Annotated in this window: 16 protein-coding genes; 13 read left to right on the top strand and 3 right to left on the bottom strand. The window is 70.5% G+C overall.

Annotation, left to right across the window (positions count from 1 at the left end):
- The first annotated feature begins 235 nt into the window (after nt 1-235).
- From dprA to ACFWGZ_RS31015, 3 genes are all read left to right on the top strand, one after another.
- Nucleotides 236-1,399: a DNA-processing protein DprA gene (dprA, locus tag ACFWGZ_RS31025; protein ID WP_382455137.1), complete on the top strand. Its 1,164-nt coding sequence runs from the start codon at nt 236-238 to the stop codon at nt 1,397-1,399.
- Between the two features lie 305 nt (nt 1,400-1,704).
- The gene (locus ACFWGZ_RS31020; protein WP_382455136.1) at nt 1,705-2,682 is read left to right on the top strand and encodes a tyrosine recombinase XerC; all 978 of its coding nucleotides are present in this window, start codon (nt 1,705-1,707) and stop codon (nt 2,680-2,682) included.
- Entirely contained in the window at nt 2,657-3,652 is a 996-nt protein-coding gene (locus tag ACFWGZ_RS31015) for a FliA/WhiG family RNA polymerase sigma factor (protein ID WP_382455135.1), read from the top strand. Before ACFWGZ_RS31020 ends, ACFWGZ_RS31015 begins: the two co-directional genes overlap by 26 nt.
- Before the next feature lie 944 nt (nt 3,653-4,596).
- Here ACFWGZ_RS31015 and ACFWGZ_RS31010 read toward each other — a convergent pair.
- Entirely contained in the window at nt 4,597-5,070 is a 474-nt protein-coding gene (locus ACFWGZ_RS31010; protein WP_382455134.1) for a M23 family metallopeptidase, read from the bottom strand.
- Nucleotides 5,071-5,442: 372 nt separating this feature from the next.
- Here ACFWGZ_RS31010 and rpsB point away from each other — a divergent pair, with 372 nt between their 5' ends.
- From rpsB to ACFWGZ_RS30985, 5 genes are all read left to right on the top strand, one after another.
- Nucleotides 5,443-6,264, top strand: coding sequence for a 30S ribosomal protein S2 (gene rpsB / locus ACFWGZ_RS31005; RefSeq protein WP_382455133.1), 822 nt, complete (start codon nt 5,443-5,445; stop codon nt 6,262-6,264).
- Nucleotides 6,265-6,335: 71 nt separating this feature from the next.
- Complete coding sequence (gene tsf / locus ACFWGZ_RS31000; protein WP_382455132.1) at nt 6,336-7,151, top strand: translation elongation factor Ts; 816 nt, start codon at nt 6,336-6,338, stop codon at nt 7,149-7,151.
- Nucleotides 7,152-7,272: 121 nt separating this feature from the next.
- Nucleotides 7,273-7,983 (top strand): UMP kinase, encoded by a 711-nt coding sequence (pyrH, locus tag ACFWGZ_RS30995; RefSeq protein WP_090096004.1) that lies wholly within the window; start codon nt 7,273-7,275, stop codon nt 7,981-7,983.
- 61 nt (nt 7,984-8,044) lie between these two features.
- A complete protein-coding gene (gene frr / locus ACFWGZ_RS30990; RefSeq protein WP_382455131.1) occupies nt 8,045-8,602 on the top strand; it encodes a ribosome recycling factor in 558 nt (185 codons plus the stop codon).
- Between the two features lie 70 nt (nt 8,603-8,672).
- Nucleotides 8,673-9,527 carry a phosphatidate cytidylyltransferase gene (locus ACFWGZ_RS30985; protein ID WP_382455130.1) on the top strand — a complete coding sequence of 285 codons (855 nt, stop codon included), beginning with the start codon at nt 8,673-8,675 and terminating at the stop codon, nt 9,525-9,527.
- Between the two features lie 3 nt (nt 9,528-9,530).
- Here ACFWGZ_RS30985 and ACFWGZ_RS30980 read toward each other — a convergent pair whose 3' ends face one another.
- On the bottom strand, nt 9,531-10,349 hold the full coding sequence (locus ACFWGZ_RS30980) for a VOC family protein (RefSeq protein ID WP_382455129.1): 819 nt from the start codon (nt 10,347-10,349) through the stop codon (nt 9,531-9,533).
- A 94-nt stretch (nt 10,350-10,443) separates the two neighbouring features.
- Here ACFWGZ_RS30980 and ACFWGZ_RS30975 point away from each other — a divergent pair, with 94 nt between their 5' ends.
- Genes ACFWGZ_RS30975 through ACFWGZ_RS30965 form a run of 3 tightly spaced genes read left to right on the top strand, consistent with a single transcriptional unit; the run spans nt 10,444 to nt 12,980 of the window.
- A complete protein-coding gene (locus ACFWGZ_RS30975; protein ID WP_382455128.1) occupies nt 10,444-11,187 on the top strand; it encodes a class I SAM-dependent methyltransferase in 744 nt (247 codons plus the stop codon).
- 8 nt (nt 11,188-11,195) lie between these two features.
- Entirely contained in the window at nt 11,196-11,984 is a 789-nt protein-coding gene (locus ACFWGZ_RS30970; protein ID WP_382455127.1) for a GNAT family N-acetyltransferase, read from the top strand.
- 18 nt (nt 11,985-12,002) lie between these two features.
- On the top strand, nt 12,003-12,980 hold the full coding sequence (locus tag ACFWGZ_RS30965) for an aldo/keto reductase (RefSeq protein WP_382455126.1): 978 nt from the start codon (nt 12,003-12,005) through the stop codon (nt 12,978-12,980).
- Between the two features lies 1 nt (nt 12,981).
- Here ACFWGZ_RS30965 and ACFWGZ_RS30960 read toward each other — a convergent pair whose 3' ends face one another.
- Nucleotides 12,982-13,377 (bottom strand): PadR family transcriptional regulator, encoded by a 396-nt coding sequence (locus tag ACFWGZ_RS30960; protein WP_382455125.1) that lies wholly within the window; start codon nt 13,375-13,377, stop codon nt 12,982-12,984.
- Between the two features lie 185 nt (nt 13,378-13,562).
- Here ACFWGZ_RS30960 and rlmN point away from each other — a divergent pair, with 185 nt between their 5' ends.
- Entirely contained in the window at nt 13,563-14,669 is a 1,107-nt protein-coding gene (gene rlmN, locus ACFWGZ_RS30955; RefSeq protein WP_382455124.1) for a 23S rRNA (adenine(2503)-C(2))-methyltransferase RlmN, read from the top strand.
- Between the two features lie 45 nt (nt 14,670-14,714).
- Nucleotides 14,715-15,342: hypothetical protein (locus ACFWGZ_RS30950; protein WP_382455123.1), on the top strand; the 628-nt coding region annotated here is incomplete at its 3' end.

Raw genomic sequence — 15,342 nt, 5'->3', positions numbered from 1 at the left:
CCTCTCCCCCCAGCGGGCGGCCCGCTCACCTCCCACCCCAACAACACCCGAGGAGCCCCACCATGAGCCCGCTACTTCTCACCCCGGCCCCGGCCACTCCAGGCGTGCCTGCACTCCTCCCGCTCCCGTGCACGGTCCGCAGGCCCGCCGCGGGCGCCGGCCCACCGAGTCCCTGGCCCCGAGATTCCCGGCCCCGAAACCCCTGGCAACGCTGGCTGCCCTGGTGGTGGTTCCGATGACCGAACCGTCCACTCCACCCGCCCCGCGCCCGTCGTCCACCGACGCCGTGCGCCTGGCCAGGGCGTACCTGTCGCGCGTGGCCGAGCCCTACCCGGCGGCGTTGGCCGCGCTCGTCGCCCAGGTCGGCCCGGTCGAGGCCGCAGGCCGGGTGCGCGCGGGTGAGGTGTCGCCGTCGGTGGCCGGCCAGACCTCGGCGCGGCGTGCTGAAGAACGTGCGCACGAAGACCTCGAGCGGATCGCCAAGGTCGGTGGGCGCTTCGTGATCCCGGAGGACGACGAGTGGCCGCGGTGGCCGCTCGTCGCGCTGGGGATGACGGTGCAGCGCTGCGGAGGCGAGCCGCTCGCGTTGTGGGTGCGGGGTCCGCACGACCTCGCCGAAGCGACGGAGAAGGCCGTGGCGATCGTCGGCTCGCGGGCTGCCAGCGGGTACGGCGAGCACGTTGCCGGCGAGTTCGCGTACGGGCTGGTGCAGGCCGGCGTGACGGTCGTGTCCGGCGCGGCCTACGGGATCGATGGTGTCGCTCATCGCGGTGCACTCGCCGGTAGCGGGCTCACGGTCGCGGTGCTGGCGTGCGGTGCGGACGTCGCCTACCCCGCCGGCCACCAGGGGTTGCTCGCGAAGATCTCGCGGGAAGGCCTCGTCGTCAGCGAGTACCCGCCCGGTGTCACGCCCGCGCGGCACCGGTTCCTCACGCGCAACCGGCTCATCGCGGCGTTGGGCGGCGGCACGGTGGTCGTCGAAGCCGGGAGGCGGAGCGGGGCGAAGAACACCGCCGCCATCACGCTGGCCCTCGGGCGGCCTTTGATGGTGGTGCCCGGGCCCGTGACGTCGGCCAGTTCGGCCGGGTGCCACGAGTTGTTGCGGGACCGGCAGGCCGAGTCGGTCAGCTCGGTCGCCGAGATCGTCGAGTCGGTGGGGCGGTTCGGCGACGACCTCGCTACCGAGCCCGCCGAGAAGGAGAGCTCGCTCGGGGCGCCGCAGGGCGAGGCCATGCGGGTGTACGAGGCGCTCGGCAAGCGGTGCGGCCTCAGCGACGAGGTCGTGTCGGTCGAGTCCGGGGTGCCGCTGGAACGGGTGCGGGCGCTGCTGCCCGAGCTGGAGCTCGCCGGGCTGGCCCTGCGGGTCGACGGCGGCTGGCAGAAGTTGGAGGTGAGCTGACCCGAATCAGCTGAAAATCCACTGTGGACGGTAAGGAGGTGCTGCTCCTCGTTGTGATGTCGGCCGGCGACAATCCCCGCCGAGGTGTCTCCGGCGTGGATCGGCGGACAGGATGATCGGCTGTTCGGACGGTGACGTTGGCCGCTGTCGCTACTCCAAAAGGTGATCTGTGCGGGCCGCTGCGGCCTTCGTCGTCACAGGGAGTGGAAACATTGCGGGCCCCGCGATCATGAGAGCGCTCTCAAATTGTGCGGGGGTGTGGCGATACTTGACCAATCGCCCCGACTGGCGCAGCGTCTTGGCCTATGTCCCCGCCGCCGCATGGTCGGACACGTCGTGTCGATCTCGTTCGCCTGCGCGAAAAACTACCCTCGGGCGTTTCGGAGGCGTTGCGGCAGTACGAACGGCATCTGGGCCTGGAACGTGATCTGTCGCCGCACACCGTGCGCGCGTACATCGGTGACGCGGTGGCGTTGCTCGGACATGTCGCCGGGAATAGTCCTGATGACGCCGACATCGGCCTGATCGACCTGACGGCCCTGCGGTCGTGGCTCGCCGCGCAACGCACCGCCGGCGCCAGTCGCACGACGCTCGCGCGCCGGGCAGCGTCCGCGCGCGCGTTCACGGCGTGGGCGCACCGGGCCGGTCGTCTGGCGACCGATCCGGGGCCCCGGCTCGCCGCGCCGAGGCCTCACCGGACGCTGCCGGCCGTCTTGCGCGAAGACCAGGCGAAGGACGCGATGACCGCCGTATCCTCTGGCGCGTCCGAGGGCGATCCGGTTGCGCTGCGTGATCAGGCCGTGGTGGAGTTGCTCTACGCCACCGGTATCCGCGTGGCCGAACTCTGTGGTCTCGACCTCGACGACGTGGACTACTCCCTGAGGGTGATTCGGGTTCTGGGCAAAGGTGGACGCGAACGCAGCACGCCGTTCGGCGTGCCGGCCGAGCGTGCACTGCGGCGGTGGCTGGACGAGGGGCGAAACGCCCTGGTAGCACCGGATTCGCCGCCCGCGCTGTTCCTGGGTGCCCGTGGTGGCCGGCTGAACCAGCGGGCGGTCCGCGCCCTGGTGCACGAGGTTGTCGCCGAGGTGCCCGGCGCACCGGACATCGGGCCGCACGGGTTGCGCCACTCCGCCGCGACCCATCTGCTGGAAGGAGGAGCGGACCTGCGCACCGTCCAAGAACTGCTTGGTCACGCTACGCTCGCAACGACTCAGCTTTACACACACGTCACTGTCGAACGGCTGAAGGCGATCCATGACCGAACCCACCCCCGTTCCTGACGCCGCAGGGGGAGGATCGCGTACGGCGACCGTGCCCCCTGACCCCGTCCTGCCCGCACCGGGTGCGAAGCAGGCGCCCAACGGGCACCGTCAGAACGGCGCGCCGTGCACCGGGGAGAGCTCAGAGCCCGGTGCCGACACGCAGGTCAACGGTGCGCCCGCCAGCGCGCCGACCGCGGTGACGCGTGCGGACGTGCGGTCGGGTGACGACGTCGAGGCCGGCATCGTCGCGCTGTGGCGCAGCTACGGCGAGTCCCGCGACCAGGGCCAGCGCGACCGCCTGGTGCTGCACTACGCGCCGCTGGTCAAGTACGTCGCGGGCCGCGTCGGCACGGGCCTGCCCGCCCACGTGGACGTGGCCGACCTGATCCAGTCCGGCATCTTCGGCCTGGTCGACGCGATCGAGAAGTTCGAGCCGGAACGCGGCCTCAAGTTCGAGACCTACGCCATGCAGCGCATCCGCGGCGCGATCCTCGACGACCTGCGCTCCCAGGACTGGGTGCCGCGCTCGGTCCGCAGCCGCGCCCGCGACGTCGAACGGGCCCTCGAGCGCCTCGGCGCCAAGCTGCAGCGCACGCCCACCGACCGCGAGCTCGCCGCAGAGCTCAAGATCGGCCTCTCCGAGCTCCGCGAGCTCTACGGCCAGCTCCAGCTCACCAGCGTCGTCGCCCTCGACGAGCTGATCGCCCCGAACAAGGGCGGCTCCTCCCTGGCCGAGTCGCTGCCCGACGACGCCGCCGAAGACCCGGTGGCGAGCCTCGTCGACCAGGACAGCCGCCGCCAGCTGGCCGACGCGATCGCCCAGCTCGCCGAGCGCGACCGTGTCGTCGTGACCCTGTACTACTTCGAGAACCTGACACTCGCCGAGATCGGCAAGGTCCTCGGCGTGACCGAGTCGAGGGTCTGCCAGCTGCACACCCGCGCCGTCCTGCGCCTGCGCACCAAGCTCAACGAGCAGTCCGAGGCCTGACCGCGCCACCTCCCTCCGCCGCGACCCGGTGGGTTCCGGGCTGCCGAAAAGTCGTGCTGGAAACCGTGCGTGCCTCACATATGGGGTTTCGGCCCTCCTCTCCGGCCCTCGTCAGGCCAATTCACTCGAACGGGTGGCGCTTGGAATCGCTCCAGCACGCCGCGTGCCCACTCGGGCGGCGACGGGTGAGAGGGACGGGGGCGGGAGGTGGCGGGCATCGCTGGAGCAGGTGAGGCCGCCGGCGTCGAAGTGGGGCGGACCGACACGCGTCGGCCGAGTGGGGATGGGCGGGGCAGCGCCCGGAGTGGGGCGGACGGCACGTCATTGGCCGGGTGGGGCTGGGTGGGGCATCGACCGGAGCGGGGCGAACGGCACGTCGTCGGTCGAGTGGGGCTGGGCGGGGTAACGACTGGAGTGGGGGATGGCGCGTCGTCGACCGAGTAGAGGTGGGCGGGGTGTCGGGCGGTGTGGCATTCGCAGTCGCCGGCTGATGTGGCAGCCGCAGTCGCCGACCGGTGTCGCGCTGGCAGTCGTGACCGGTGCGGGCGGCAGTCGCCGGTTGGAGTGGCGTCGGCAGTCGTGACCGGTGTGGGCTGACAGTCCGGCGACCGGCGTGGCCTGACGGGTTGGCGATCGGCTGGGCCCTCAGCGGGTGGGTCTGTCGGTGGGCGCGGTTGGGGGTGGGCGGTGCCGGCCTGACCTCGCGGACGGCTCGCTGGTGGTCGGAGATCAAGCGGGCCGGAACCGGGCAGTGGCACGGAAGGTGTTCGGCAGTGGTCCGGGCCGGCCGGGAGGACGGGACGGGTGCCGCCTTCCCGGCCGGCCTGGCGGCGCTCTCGGCGCGCGACGGGGGCGCGCCGCTCCTACCTGCCGCCCGGGACGGCGGGAGCGCCCTTCTCGCCGGGCCGCGCGTGGACGTCGGGGTGCCGCGCGGCCCTCGTGGTCTAGCCGCCTCTGGCGGGGGCGTTCAGCGGGAGCAGGCGGACTCGGACCGGTGTCAGCAGGCGGAGCGGGTCCTGGTAGGCCTGTTGGCGGCGGGCGCCCCAGTGCAGGCACGCGGACGGGCAGTGGCCCGGCTGGAGGTGGCCGATCACCTCTCCCCGGCGGACCCGCTGCCCTGCCGCCACGGCCGGGGTGACCGGTTCGTAGGTGGTGCGGAGGCCGCCGCGGTGCTCCAGGGAGACGAGCGTCCGGTCGACGACGGCGCCCGCGTGGACCACCACGCCGTCGGCCGGGGCCAGGACCCGGGTGCCGGCGGCTGCCGCCAGGTCGACGCCCCGGTGGCCGGGGCCGAACGCGGTGGCGGGCGCCTCGAAGGCGCGGACCACCGGGTGGGGCGGGGGCAGCGGCCAGGTGAAGCGGGCCGCGGGCGGGGTCAGGAGCGTCGCCAGGACCAGGGCGGTGGGGAGCAGGGGCATGGGAATGACGGTGGGCCACGGGGGTTTCGGGGACCAGCGGTGATCGCGGAACTGTGGATTACTCGCCGGTTGTGGACAAGTCGGCCCCGCCGGCCGAGGGCGATTCGAGGTTTGTCCGGGGTGGGGAGTAGACTTTCGGGCGCGTCCCGTCTGTGCGCGGGACGACTTCGCGTGCCAACGCAGATCCGACCTGCTGGTTCCAGTCCGGTCGAGTCACGACGTCCGACGGTCCCGACGGGTGCAGAGATGCCCTTTCGGGTGCGGACGGCGGCGGGGGCACCAGGGCTGAGGGCCTGCCGGCCCGAGGCGCCAACCGGACAGACGTGCCAGGCGATACCCGGCACGTCCCTACAGATGAGGTGCGAACCGGCCATGGCCGTCGTAACCATGAAGCAGCTGCTCGACAGCGGCGTGCACTTCGGGCACCAGACCCGGCGCTGGAACCCGAAGATGAAGCGCTACATCTTCACCGAGCGCAACGGCATCTACATCATCGACCTGCAGCAGACGCTGACCTACATCGACCGGGCTTTCGAGTTCGTCAAGGAGACGGTCGCGCACGGCGGGTCGATCCTGTTCATCGGCACCAAGAAGCAGGCGCAGGAGGCCATCGCCAACGAGGCGCTCCGCGTCGGCATGCCCTACGTGAACCAGCGCTGGCTGGGCGGCATGCTCACCAACTTCTCGACGGTCCACAAGAGGCTCCAGCGCCTCAAGGAGCTCGAGTCGATGGAGCAGACCGGCGGTTTCCAGGGTTTCACCAAGAAGGAAATCCTGATGATGAACCGCGAGAAGGACAAGCTGGAGCGCACGCTCGGTGGTATCCGCGACATGTCCAAGGTGCCCAGCGCCGTGTGGATCGTGGACACCAAGAAGGAGCACATCGCGGTCGGTGAGGCTCGCAAGCTGAACATCCCGATCGTGGCGATCCTCGACACGAACTGCGACCCGGACGAGGTCGACTACCCGATCCCGGGCAACGACGACGCGATCCGTTCCGCCGCCCTGCTGACCAAGGTCGTGGCCGAGGCCGCCGCCGCCGGTCTCATGCAGCGCTCCGGTGGCCGCCGCGACGCCGCCGACGGCCAGGACAAGCCCGAGGCCGCGAGCGACGAGCCGCTGGCGGAGTGGGAGCAGGAGCTCCTCGCCCCGGCCGCCGCCGAGGCCCCGGCCGAGCAGCCCGCCCAGTCCTGATCTCCCCCACGAGGTGCCCGCGACCAGCGGGCACCTCGTGACTCAAGCGCGTACATCGCAGAAGGAACACGATGGCGAACTACACCACCGCGGACGTCAAGAAGCTCCGCGAGCTGACCGCCGCCGGCATGATGGACTGCAAGAAGGCCCTCGACGAGGCCGACGGCGACTTCGACAAGGCCGTCGAGATCCTCCGCATCAAGGGCGCGAAGGACGTCGGCAAGCGCGCCGAGCGCACCACGTCCAACGGCCTCGTCGCCGTCAAGGACGGCGCGATGGTCGAGCTGCGCTGCGAGACCGACTTCGTCGCCAAGAACGCCGACTTCATCGCGCTGGCGGACGAGATCGTCGCGATCGCCAAGGCCAACAAGGTCGCCGACGTCGAGGCCCTCAAGGCCGTCGAGGTCGACGGCAAGACGGTCGACGCGCTGGTCCAGGAGTTCTCCGCCAAGATCGGCGAGAAGCTCGAGCTGGCCAAGGCCGTCGACTTCGACGGCACCGTCTCGGTCTACCTCCACAAGCGTGCCGCGGACCTGCCGCCGGCCGTCGGCGTGCTCGTCGAGTACACCGGTGACAACGCCGAGGTCGCCAAGGGTGCCGCGATGCAGATCGCCGCGATGCGCCCGAAGTTCGTCACCCGTGACGAGGTTCCCGAGGAGCTCGTCGCCAACGAGCGCCGCATCGCCGAGGAGACCGCTCGCGAGGAGGGCAAGCCCGAGGGCGCGCTCCCCAAGATCGTCGAGGGTCGCGTCAACGGCTTCTTCAAGGACGTCGTGCTCCTCGAGCAGGCTTCCGTGACCGACAGCAAGAAGACGGTCAAGGCCCTTCTGGACGAGGCCGGCGTGACGGTGACCCGTTTCGCCCGGTTCGAGGTCGGCCAGAGCTGATTGCCATGAGGGCGGGGTTGCGGCACACCAGCGACCCCGCCTTCAGCATGTTCGAAGACTGCTCCACGGCGCGAGGAGAGGACCTGTGAGCGAAGAAGGTAGCCACGGCTACAACCGGGTGATGCTCAAGCTCGGTGGCGAGATGTTCGGCGGCGGCGGTGTCGGTGTGGATCCCGACGTCGTGCAGACAGTGGCCAAGCAGATCGCGGCCGTCCACAAGTCCGGCGTGCAGGTGGCCGTCGTGATCGGTGGTGGCAACTTCTTCCGCGGGTCCGAACTCCAGCAGCGCGGCATGGACCGCTCGCGCGCCGACTACATGGGCATGCTGGGCACCGTGATGAACTGCTTGGCGCTGCAGGACTTCCTCGAGCGCGAGCACGGCATCGACACCCGCGTGCAGACCTCGATCCAGATGACGCAGGTCGCCGAGTCCTACATCCCCCGCCGCGCGATGCGCCACCTGGACAAGGGCCGCGTCGTGATCTTCGGTGGCGGTGCGGGCCTGCCGTACTTCTCCACCGACACCACCGCCGCCCAGCGCGCGCTGGAGATCGGCTGCGAGATCGTCCTGATGGCCAAGGCCGTCGACGGCGTCTACACGGCCGACCCCAAGATCGACCCCGACGCGCTGATGTTCGACAACATCACCCACCGCGAGGTGCTGGAGCGCGGCCTCAACGTCGCCGACGCGACGGCGTTCAGCCTCTGCATGGACAACAACATGCCGATCCTCGTCTTCAACCTCCTCACCGAGGGGAACATCGCGCGAGCGGTCCGTGGTGAGAAGATCGGCACCCTGGTGAGCACCCCCGGTGGCCGTCCGGCCTTCTAGACCTGGTGGGATCTCTCCAGGACCGGGATTCAGGCACGAACACGCAGAGCAAGGAGCAGTCGTGATCGACGAGACCCTCCTCGACGCCGAGGAGAAGATGGAAAAGGCGGTTTCGGTCGCGAAGGAGAACCTCTCCTCCGTCCGAACCGGTCGTGCGACTCCCTCGATGTTCAACCGCATCAACATCGACTACTACGGTGCGATGACGCCTCTGAACCAGATGGCCAGCATCACGGTCCCCGAGGCGCGCATGGCGGTCGTGAAGCCGTACGACGCGAGCCAGCTGAACGCGATCGAGAAGGCGATCAGGGACTCCGACCTGGGCGTCAACCCGAGCAACGACGGCAGCATCATCCGCATCGTCATCCCGCAGCTCTCCGAGGAGCGCCGCCGGGACATGGTGAAGGTGGCGAAGCAGAAGGGCGAGGACGCGCGCGTCTCCGTCCGCGGCGTCCGCCGCAAGGCGAAGGAAGAGATCGACAAGCTCGTCAAGGACGGCGAGGTCGGCGAGGACGACGGCGCCCGTGGCGAGAAGGAGCTCGACGCCCTGACCCACAAGTACACCGCGCAGGTCGACGAGCTCGTGAAGCACAAGGAAGCCGAACTCCTCGAAGTCTGATGTCCCCGTTGGTTTCGCCCGGCCTCCTCGCCGCAGGCGTCGTAGCAGCCCAGGCCGGGCGGAGGTCGTGATGGGAGCACCAGTGGCAGGCAGTTCCGCGGAGGTGCCCGCGGCGAAGCCGTCGCGGGCGGGCCGTGATCTCCGCGCGGCGATCCTGGTCGGTGTCGGGCTCGGCGCCGTCATCATCCTGTCGCTGCTGACCGTCCGGCAGACCTTCATCGGCATCGTCGCGGCCGCCGTGGCGGTGTCGACGTGGGAGATCGCGGGCGCCTTCAAGAAGGCCGGCATCACCGTCGCCCTGTGGCCCGCGCTGATCGGCGGCCAGGCGATCCTCTGGCTGTCCTGGCCGCTGGAGCGCTCCGGCATGATGACCGCGTTCGTGGTCACCGTGCTGGTGTGCATGATCTGGCGGTTCCGGGGCGGCTCGGACGGCTACCTGCGCGACCTCAGCGCGTCGGTGTTCACCGTCGCCTACGTGCCGCTGTTCGCGGCGTTCGCGGCCATGCTCGTCGTCCCGGAGGACGGCGTGGGCCGCGTGTTCGCGTTCATCATCGGCGTCGTGCTGTCCGACGTCGGCGGCTACGCGGCCGGTGTCTTCCTCGGCAAGCACCCGATGGCGCCGAAGATCAGCCCGAAGAAGTCCTGGGAGGGCTTCGCGGGCTCGCTGACCGCCGGTGTGGTCGGTGGCGCGATCACGGTGACGACGCTGCTCGACGGCCAGTGGTGGCAGGGCGCGCTGTTCGGCGCCGCGCTCGTCGTCACGGCCACCGCGGGCGACCTGGTCGAGTCGCTCATCAAGCGCGACCTCGGCATCAAGGACATGGGCACGCTGCTGCCCGGCCACGGCGGCCTCATGGACCGGATGGACTCGCTCCTGCCGTCCGCCGTCGCCTCCTGGCTGCTGCTGCACCTCTTCATCCAGTAGCGGCTAGTCGTCGAACGGGTCGTCCACCGCCGCGAGCGGTTCGGCCTCGATCACGCGGGACGGGTCGATCACCGAGAACGCCATCCCCGCGTGGTCCTCGACCACCGTGATGCGCCCGAACGGGGTGTCGTAGGGCTCCACGGTCACCCGGCCGCCGAGCTCCAGCACGCGGTAAACCACCGAGTCGATGCCGATCTCGGGCGCCGCGTTGAAGTACACCATCCAGTGCGAACGCTCCCCGTACGGGAACTCGCGGCCCATCTTCTGCCGGCCGAGCACCTCGGTGCCCTCGATGGAGTACGACGCGTAGTCCAGCCGGTTGCCGTCGCCGATCTGGGTGATGTCGTAGCCGCACAGCTCGCCGAAGAACTCGTCGGCCACCGCGCCGTCACGGGTGTTCAGCTCGGCCCACGCGTAGGCGCCGTGGCCCGCGACGCCGAAGCGCCAGTCCGGTGGCACGTGCCGGAACCCGACGACCGCGCCGGTCGGGTCGACGATCACGGTGCTCTGCGTGTGGTCCGGTCCGTCCTCGGGGTTGCGCAGCACGGTCCCGCCGAGGTGGAACACCTTCTCCGCGGTGGCTCTCGCGTGGGGCGTGACCAGGTACAACCGCCACGGTTCCGGTTCGCCCCGGGGGAACCCGGCGACGGGGACGCCGTCCACCATGGCCACGGTGTAGCCCTCGTCGTCGGCGTAGTGCCAGCCGAACAGACCGGTGTAGAACTCGATCGCGCCCTTGAGGTCGTCGACGGTTCTCTCGGCCCAGCACGGGCTTCCGCTGAGCAGTGGTGCGAGTTGGGGCGTGTTGGGCGCGATCGACACGGACGCCTCCTGCAGGGAAGAGATGCGATCACGCTACGCCGTGACTGGACGAATTCGCACGGTCGCGGGCAAATCGAGGTCTTACAGTGTTCCGGTGAGGGGATTCGTGCGGGCGGCGCTCAACGCGGTGCGCCCGGCAGAGGTCGTGCCGAGCCCGAACATCTGGCACTGGCCCGACGTCTACGAGGTCGAGAACCGCGCCCAGGACGTCCACGGCGCCATCTGGTCGGCCATCGGCGAGGAGAGCCCGTTCGACGGTCTGGACGTGGTGGACGTCGGCTGCGGGGACGGCTTCCACCTGCCGTTCTTCGCGCGCACGGCGAAGTCCGTCACGGGCGTCGAGCCGCACCCGCCGCTCGTCGCCCGGGCCCGGCGCCGGGTGGAGGAGCTGCCGAACGCCCGCGTCGTCGCCGGTCCCGCGCAGGGGTTGCCGCTCGACGACGCCTCCGCCGACGTGGTGCACGCCCGCACCGCCTACTTCTTCGGACCCGGCTGCGAACCGGGGATGCGCGAGGCCGACCGGGTGCTCCGTCCCGGTGGCGCGCTCGCGATCGTCGACCTCGACGGTGCCGCCGCCCCGTACGGGCCGTGGCTGTGCGCCGACGAACCCCGCTACGACCCGGCCGTGGTCGAGAAGTTCTTCGCGGACAACGGTTTCTCCCTGCGGCGCGTCACGGCGCAGTGGCGCTTCGAAAAACGGGAAGACCTCGAGTCGGTGCTGCGCATAGAGTTCTCCGCCGAGGTCGCCGAGCGCGCGATCGCGTCGGTGGCCGGGCTCAGCTTCCCCGTCGGCTACCGGCTGCACGTGCGCCGCAAGCCGAAGGGGCTGATCGTGTGATCCGCGAGATGCAACGCCTCACGCAGCGGCTGTGGTCGCACAGCGCCAACTGGCACGTGGGAGACCTTGCCTGGCAACGGTTCCAGCACGTGGGCCGCGAGTCCGAGTGGCAGCGGGAGCTCTGGGAGCGCGACGGCGAGGTGGCGGCCTGGGGCTGGGAGCGCGGCGGCAAGGACCTCTACCTGCAGGTCGACCCCGCGCACCCCGACCTGGCCGACGAAGTGCTGAAGCGCTTTCCCGACCGCGAGGTGATGATCCTCGACGCCGAGCACCACCTGGTGGAGGCGCTGGAACGCCTCGGGTACGTGCGGCAGGACACCGACCACCAGGTGTTCATGACCCACGACCTGCGGGACCTGCCCGAGGTGGAGGTGCCCGACGGCTTCACGGCGCGGTCGATCACCGAGGCCGACGTGGCCCGGCGCGTTGAGGTGCACCAGCGGGTGTGGCACCCGTCGCGGCTGACCGAGGAGAGCTACCGCGCCGTGATGGCGGCCTGGCCGTACCGGGAAGACCTGGACTGGGTGGTGGAGGCGCCGGACGGGCGGTTCGCCGCGAAGTGCCTGATCTGGCTCGACGACATCAACCGGGTGGGCGAGCTGGAACCCGTGGGGACGCATCCCGATTTCCGCCGACGGGGTCTCGGTGCCGCTGCCTGTCACGGGGCGATGCGGGCGTTGCGCGACCTGGGCGCCGAACAGGCGATCGTGTACCCGTTCCACGGCAAGCCGGCGGAGAAGTTCTACGAGAGCCTGGGTTTCCGGCCGTACGCGCGCACGCTGAACTACGCGCGGTAGCGGACTAGGCTCCGGTTCGTGGAGAAGCGAATCGCAGGCAGGTTGAACCGCCAGGTGGGCGTCGTGGGGCTGGGGTGCTGGCAGCTCGGTGCCGACTGGGGCGAGGTGGACGAGAGCGAGGCGCTCGCGCTGCTGCACGCCGCGGTCGACACCGGTGTCGACTTCTTCGACACCGCCGACGTCTACGGCGACGGGCGCAGCGAGTCGCTCGTCGGGCGGTTCCTGAAGGAGCGCGGCGACGACGGGATCTTCGTCGCGACGAAGATGGGGCGGCGGCTGCCGGCGCAGACCAGCGAGGGGTACAACCGGGAGAACTTCCTCGCGTGGAACGACCGGAGCCGCCGCAACCTGGGCGTCGACACGCTGGACCTCGTGCAGCTGCACTGCCCGCCCACGGCCGTCTACAGCCGTGACGAGGTGTACGACACCTTGGACGAGATGGTGGAGCAGCAGCGGATCGCCGCCTACGGCGTGTCGGTGGAGAAGGTCGAGGAGGCGCTGGAGGCGATCAGGCGCCCGCACGTGGCCAGCGTGCAGATCATCCTGAACGCGTTCCGCCTGAAGCCCCTCGAGCAGGTGCTGCCGGCCGCGGCCGAGGCGGGGGTCGCGATCATCGCGCGGGTGCCGCTCGCGTCCGGTCTGCTGACCGGCAAGTACACGGCGGACACGACGTTCGGCGCGGACGACCACCGCAACTACAACCGCAACGGCGAGGCGTTCGACGTCGGCGAGACCTTCTCCGGGGTCCCGTACGAGGTCGGCCTGGAGGCCGTCGAGCGGTTGCGGCCGCTGGTGCCGGAAGGCGCCACGATGGCGCAGTTCGCGTTGCGCTGGGTCGTCGACCAGCCGGGCGTGACGGTCGTGATCCCCGGTGCGCGCAACGTGGAGCAGGCTCGCGCCAACTCGGGTGCGGCGAAGCTGGAGCCCGTCGACTCCGAGGCCGTCGCCGCGGTGTACGACGAACTGGTCCGGCCGCACGTGCACGACCGGTGGTAGCTCACTCCTCGGCGAGGATGGCGTAGAGCTTGCGCCGCAGCTCGTTGTAGAGCTCGACCGTGCGCGCCTTCTGCTCGGGTGTGCCCGCGTGGGAGATCTGCTCCATCGCGGAGCCGAGCAGCCGGACGGCGGTGCGCAGCTCGCCGTCGACCGGGTCGAGCTGGATGTCGATGTCGCGCCAGGGCGGGGCCGTGTGCTCCGTCCTGCCGTGCTCGGTGAGCGTGAACAACTTCTTGCCTCCTTCCTCCGCGGCGGAGACGAGGCCCTCGTCGGCGAGCATCTGCAGCGTCGGGTAGACCGAGCCGGGGCTCGGGCTCCACACGCCGCCCGTGCGCCGGGCGATCTCCTGGATGATCTCGTAGCCGTGCATCGGCCGTTCTGCCAGCAGGGACAGCACGGCCGCCCGGACGTTGCCGCGCCGTTGGCGGCCGCCCCTGCCACCGCCCCCGAAGGGACCGTGGCGGTGCCTGTGGTGGTGATCTCTGTGGTGTGGTCGCATCATCATGTCGTTAACGATATATCGGAAGCTATCGCGATGCAACGGTCTTGTGTGCCCGCAGATCGTGGGACACTAGATGTGCTATGACCTCGCTTCCCCTTGTCTTCGACGCGCCCAAGCGCGGCCTGCCGCCGCGCCACCTGGTCGACCTCTCACCCGCCGAACGAGCCGACGCCGTCGCCGCTCTGGGGGAGAAGCCGTTCCGGGCCAAGCAGCTGTCGAACCACTACTTCAGCCGCCTGACCGTCGACCCCGCCGAGATGACCGACATCCCGGCCGCCACGCGCGACAAGCTCGTCGCCGACCTGATGCCGCCGCTGTTCACGGTCGTGCGCAAGGTCACGACCGACGAGGGCACCACGGCGAAGACGCTGCTGCGCGCGCACGACGGCACGCTCATCGAGTCGGTGCTCATGCGCTACCCGGACCGCGCGACGCTGTGCATCTCGTCGCAGGCGGGCTGCGGCATGGCGTGCCCGTTCTGCGCGACCGGCCAGGGCGGCCTGCAGCGCAACCTGTCGACCGCGGAGATCGTGGACCAGGTGCGCCTCGGCGCCGCCGCGATGCGCGACGGCGACCTGCCCGGCGGCCCCGGCCGCCTGTCCAACATCGTGTTCATGGGCATGGGCGAGCCGCTCGCGAACTACAAGCGCGTGATCGAGGCCGTGCACCGCATCACGGCCCCGGCGCCGGACGGCCTGGGCATCTCCCAGCGCACCGTCACGGTGTCGACGGTCGGCCTGGTGCCGGCGATCCGCAAGCTCACCGAGGAGAAGCTGCAGGTGCGGCTGGCCGTGTCGCTGCACACGCCGGACGACGAGCTGCGCAACACGCTCGTACCCGTCAACACCCGGTGGGACGTGGCCGAGGTGCTGGAGGCGGCGCGCGGCTACGCGGACCAGACCGGGCGGCGCGTCTCGATCGAGTACGCGCTGATCCGCGACATCAACGACCAGGGCTGGCGCGCCGACCTGCTCGGCAAGAAGCTGCGCAAGCACCTCGGGCAGCTGGTGCACGTGAACCTGATCCCGCTGAACCCGACTCCCGGGTCCAAGTGGGACGCGTCGCCCAAGCCCGTCGAGCGGGAGTTCGTGCGGCGGGTGCGCGAGCAGGGTGTGGAGTGCACCGTGCGCGACACGCGGGGGCAGGAGATCGCGGCGGCCTGCGGTCAGCTGGCGGCCGAAGGCTGAAAACCGGTCGCCCCGGCCGGGGTGGCCACCTAGCGTTCCTTCGCGATGAAGCTCGAGGGGGAACGCTGGCGCACGCTCGTCAGCACGGTGCGGCTGGGCAAGGACGAGTACCGCGTGGTGCGGCCTGCCCGGTCGGTGGCGCACGCGCCGTTGTACGAGGGGTACCGGGGCGTCGAGTCCTGCGTGGACAAGGCCGCGGCCCGTGTGCTCGCCCTGGCCTGGATGTTCGCCATGCGGTCGCCGCGCACGCTGGTGTACCTGCCGTTGCGCCGGAGCGGCCACGCCGGGTGCGTCCACGGCGACGGGCCGATGCTCGATCTGGTGCTGATGCACCACAGCCTGGGTTTCCGGCTGTCGAGGTGGAAGGAAGTGCGGGCGCGGCTCGGGGACGGCCGGCTGCACACCGCGGTCAGCCGGGGGCTCGGCGCCGAGCGCGACCACGAGGGGCTGTTCCACCGGGAGAACAGGGATCTGCTGCGCGGCGAGGTCGTGGGCGAGACCGCGTTCGTCGTGGGCAGTGGGCCGGCTTTCCACGTCAGCGGCTTCGGGCTCTGCCGGCTGGCCGAGGACGGTCCTCGGTTCCTGCACGAGAATCCCGGCGCGCACTGTTGCGCCGAGATCACCGAAGGCGTGCGGAACTGGATGTGGATGCACGTGTTCTACTGCGACGAAC

This window comes from Lentzea sp. NPDC060358 (assembly GCF_042725365.1).
Classification (GTDB): Bacteria; Actinomycetota; Actinomycetes; order Mycobacteriales; family Pseudonocardiaceae; genus Lentzea.
Note: the sequence above shows the minus strand (reverse complement) of the source record. Positions and strands in the feature narration are given on the sequence as shown.

Coding starts and splice junctions, on each gene's coding strand:
- dprA (WP_382455137.1), top strand. CDS start 236: ATGACCGAACCGTCCACTCCACCCGCCCCGCGCCCGTCGTCCACCGAC.
- ACFWGZ_RS31020 (WP_382455136.1), top strand. CDS start 1,705: ATGTCCCCGCCGCCGCATGGTCGGACACGTCGTGTCGATCTCGTTCGC.
- ACFWGZ_RS31015 (WP_382455135.1), top strand. CDS start 2,657: ATGACCGAACCCACCCCCGTTCCTGACGCCGCAGGGGGAGGATCGCGT.
- ACFWGZ_RS31010 (WP_382455134.1), bottom strand. CDS start 5,070: ATGCCCCTGCTCCCCACCGCCCTGGTCCTGGCGACGCTCCTGACCCCG.
- rpsB (WP_382455133.1), top strand. CDS start 5,443: ATGGCCGTCGTAACCATGAAGCAGCTGCTCGACAGCGGCGTGCACTTC.
- tsf (WP_382455132.1), top strand. CDS start 6,336: ATGGCGAACTACACCACCGCGGACGTCAAGAAGCTCCGCGAGCTGACC.
- pyrH (WP_090096004.1), top strand. CDS start 7,273: ATGCTCAAGCTCGGTGGCGAGATGTTCGGCGGCGGCGGTGTCGGTGTG.
- ACFWGZ_RS30985 (WP_382455130.1), top strand. CDS start 8,673: ATGGGAGCACCAGTGGCAGGCAGTTCCGCGGAGGTGCCCGCGGCGAAG.
- ACFWGZ_RS30970 (WP_382455127.1), top strand. CDS start 11,196: ATGCAACGCCTCACGCAGCGGCTGTGGTCGCACAGCGCCAACTGGCAC.
- rlmN (WP_382455124.1), top strand. CDS start 13,563: ATGACCTCGCTTCCCCTTGTCTTCGACGCGCCCAAGCGCGGCCTGCCG.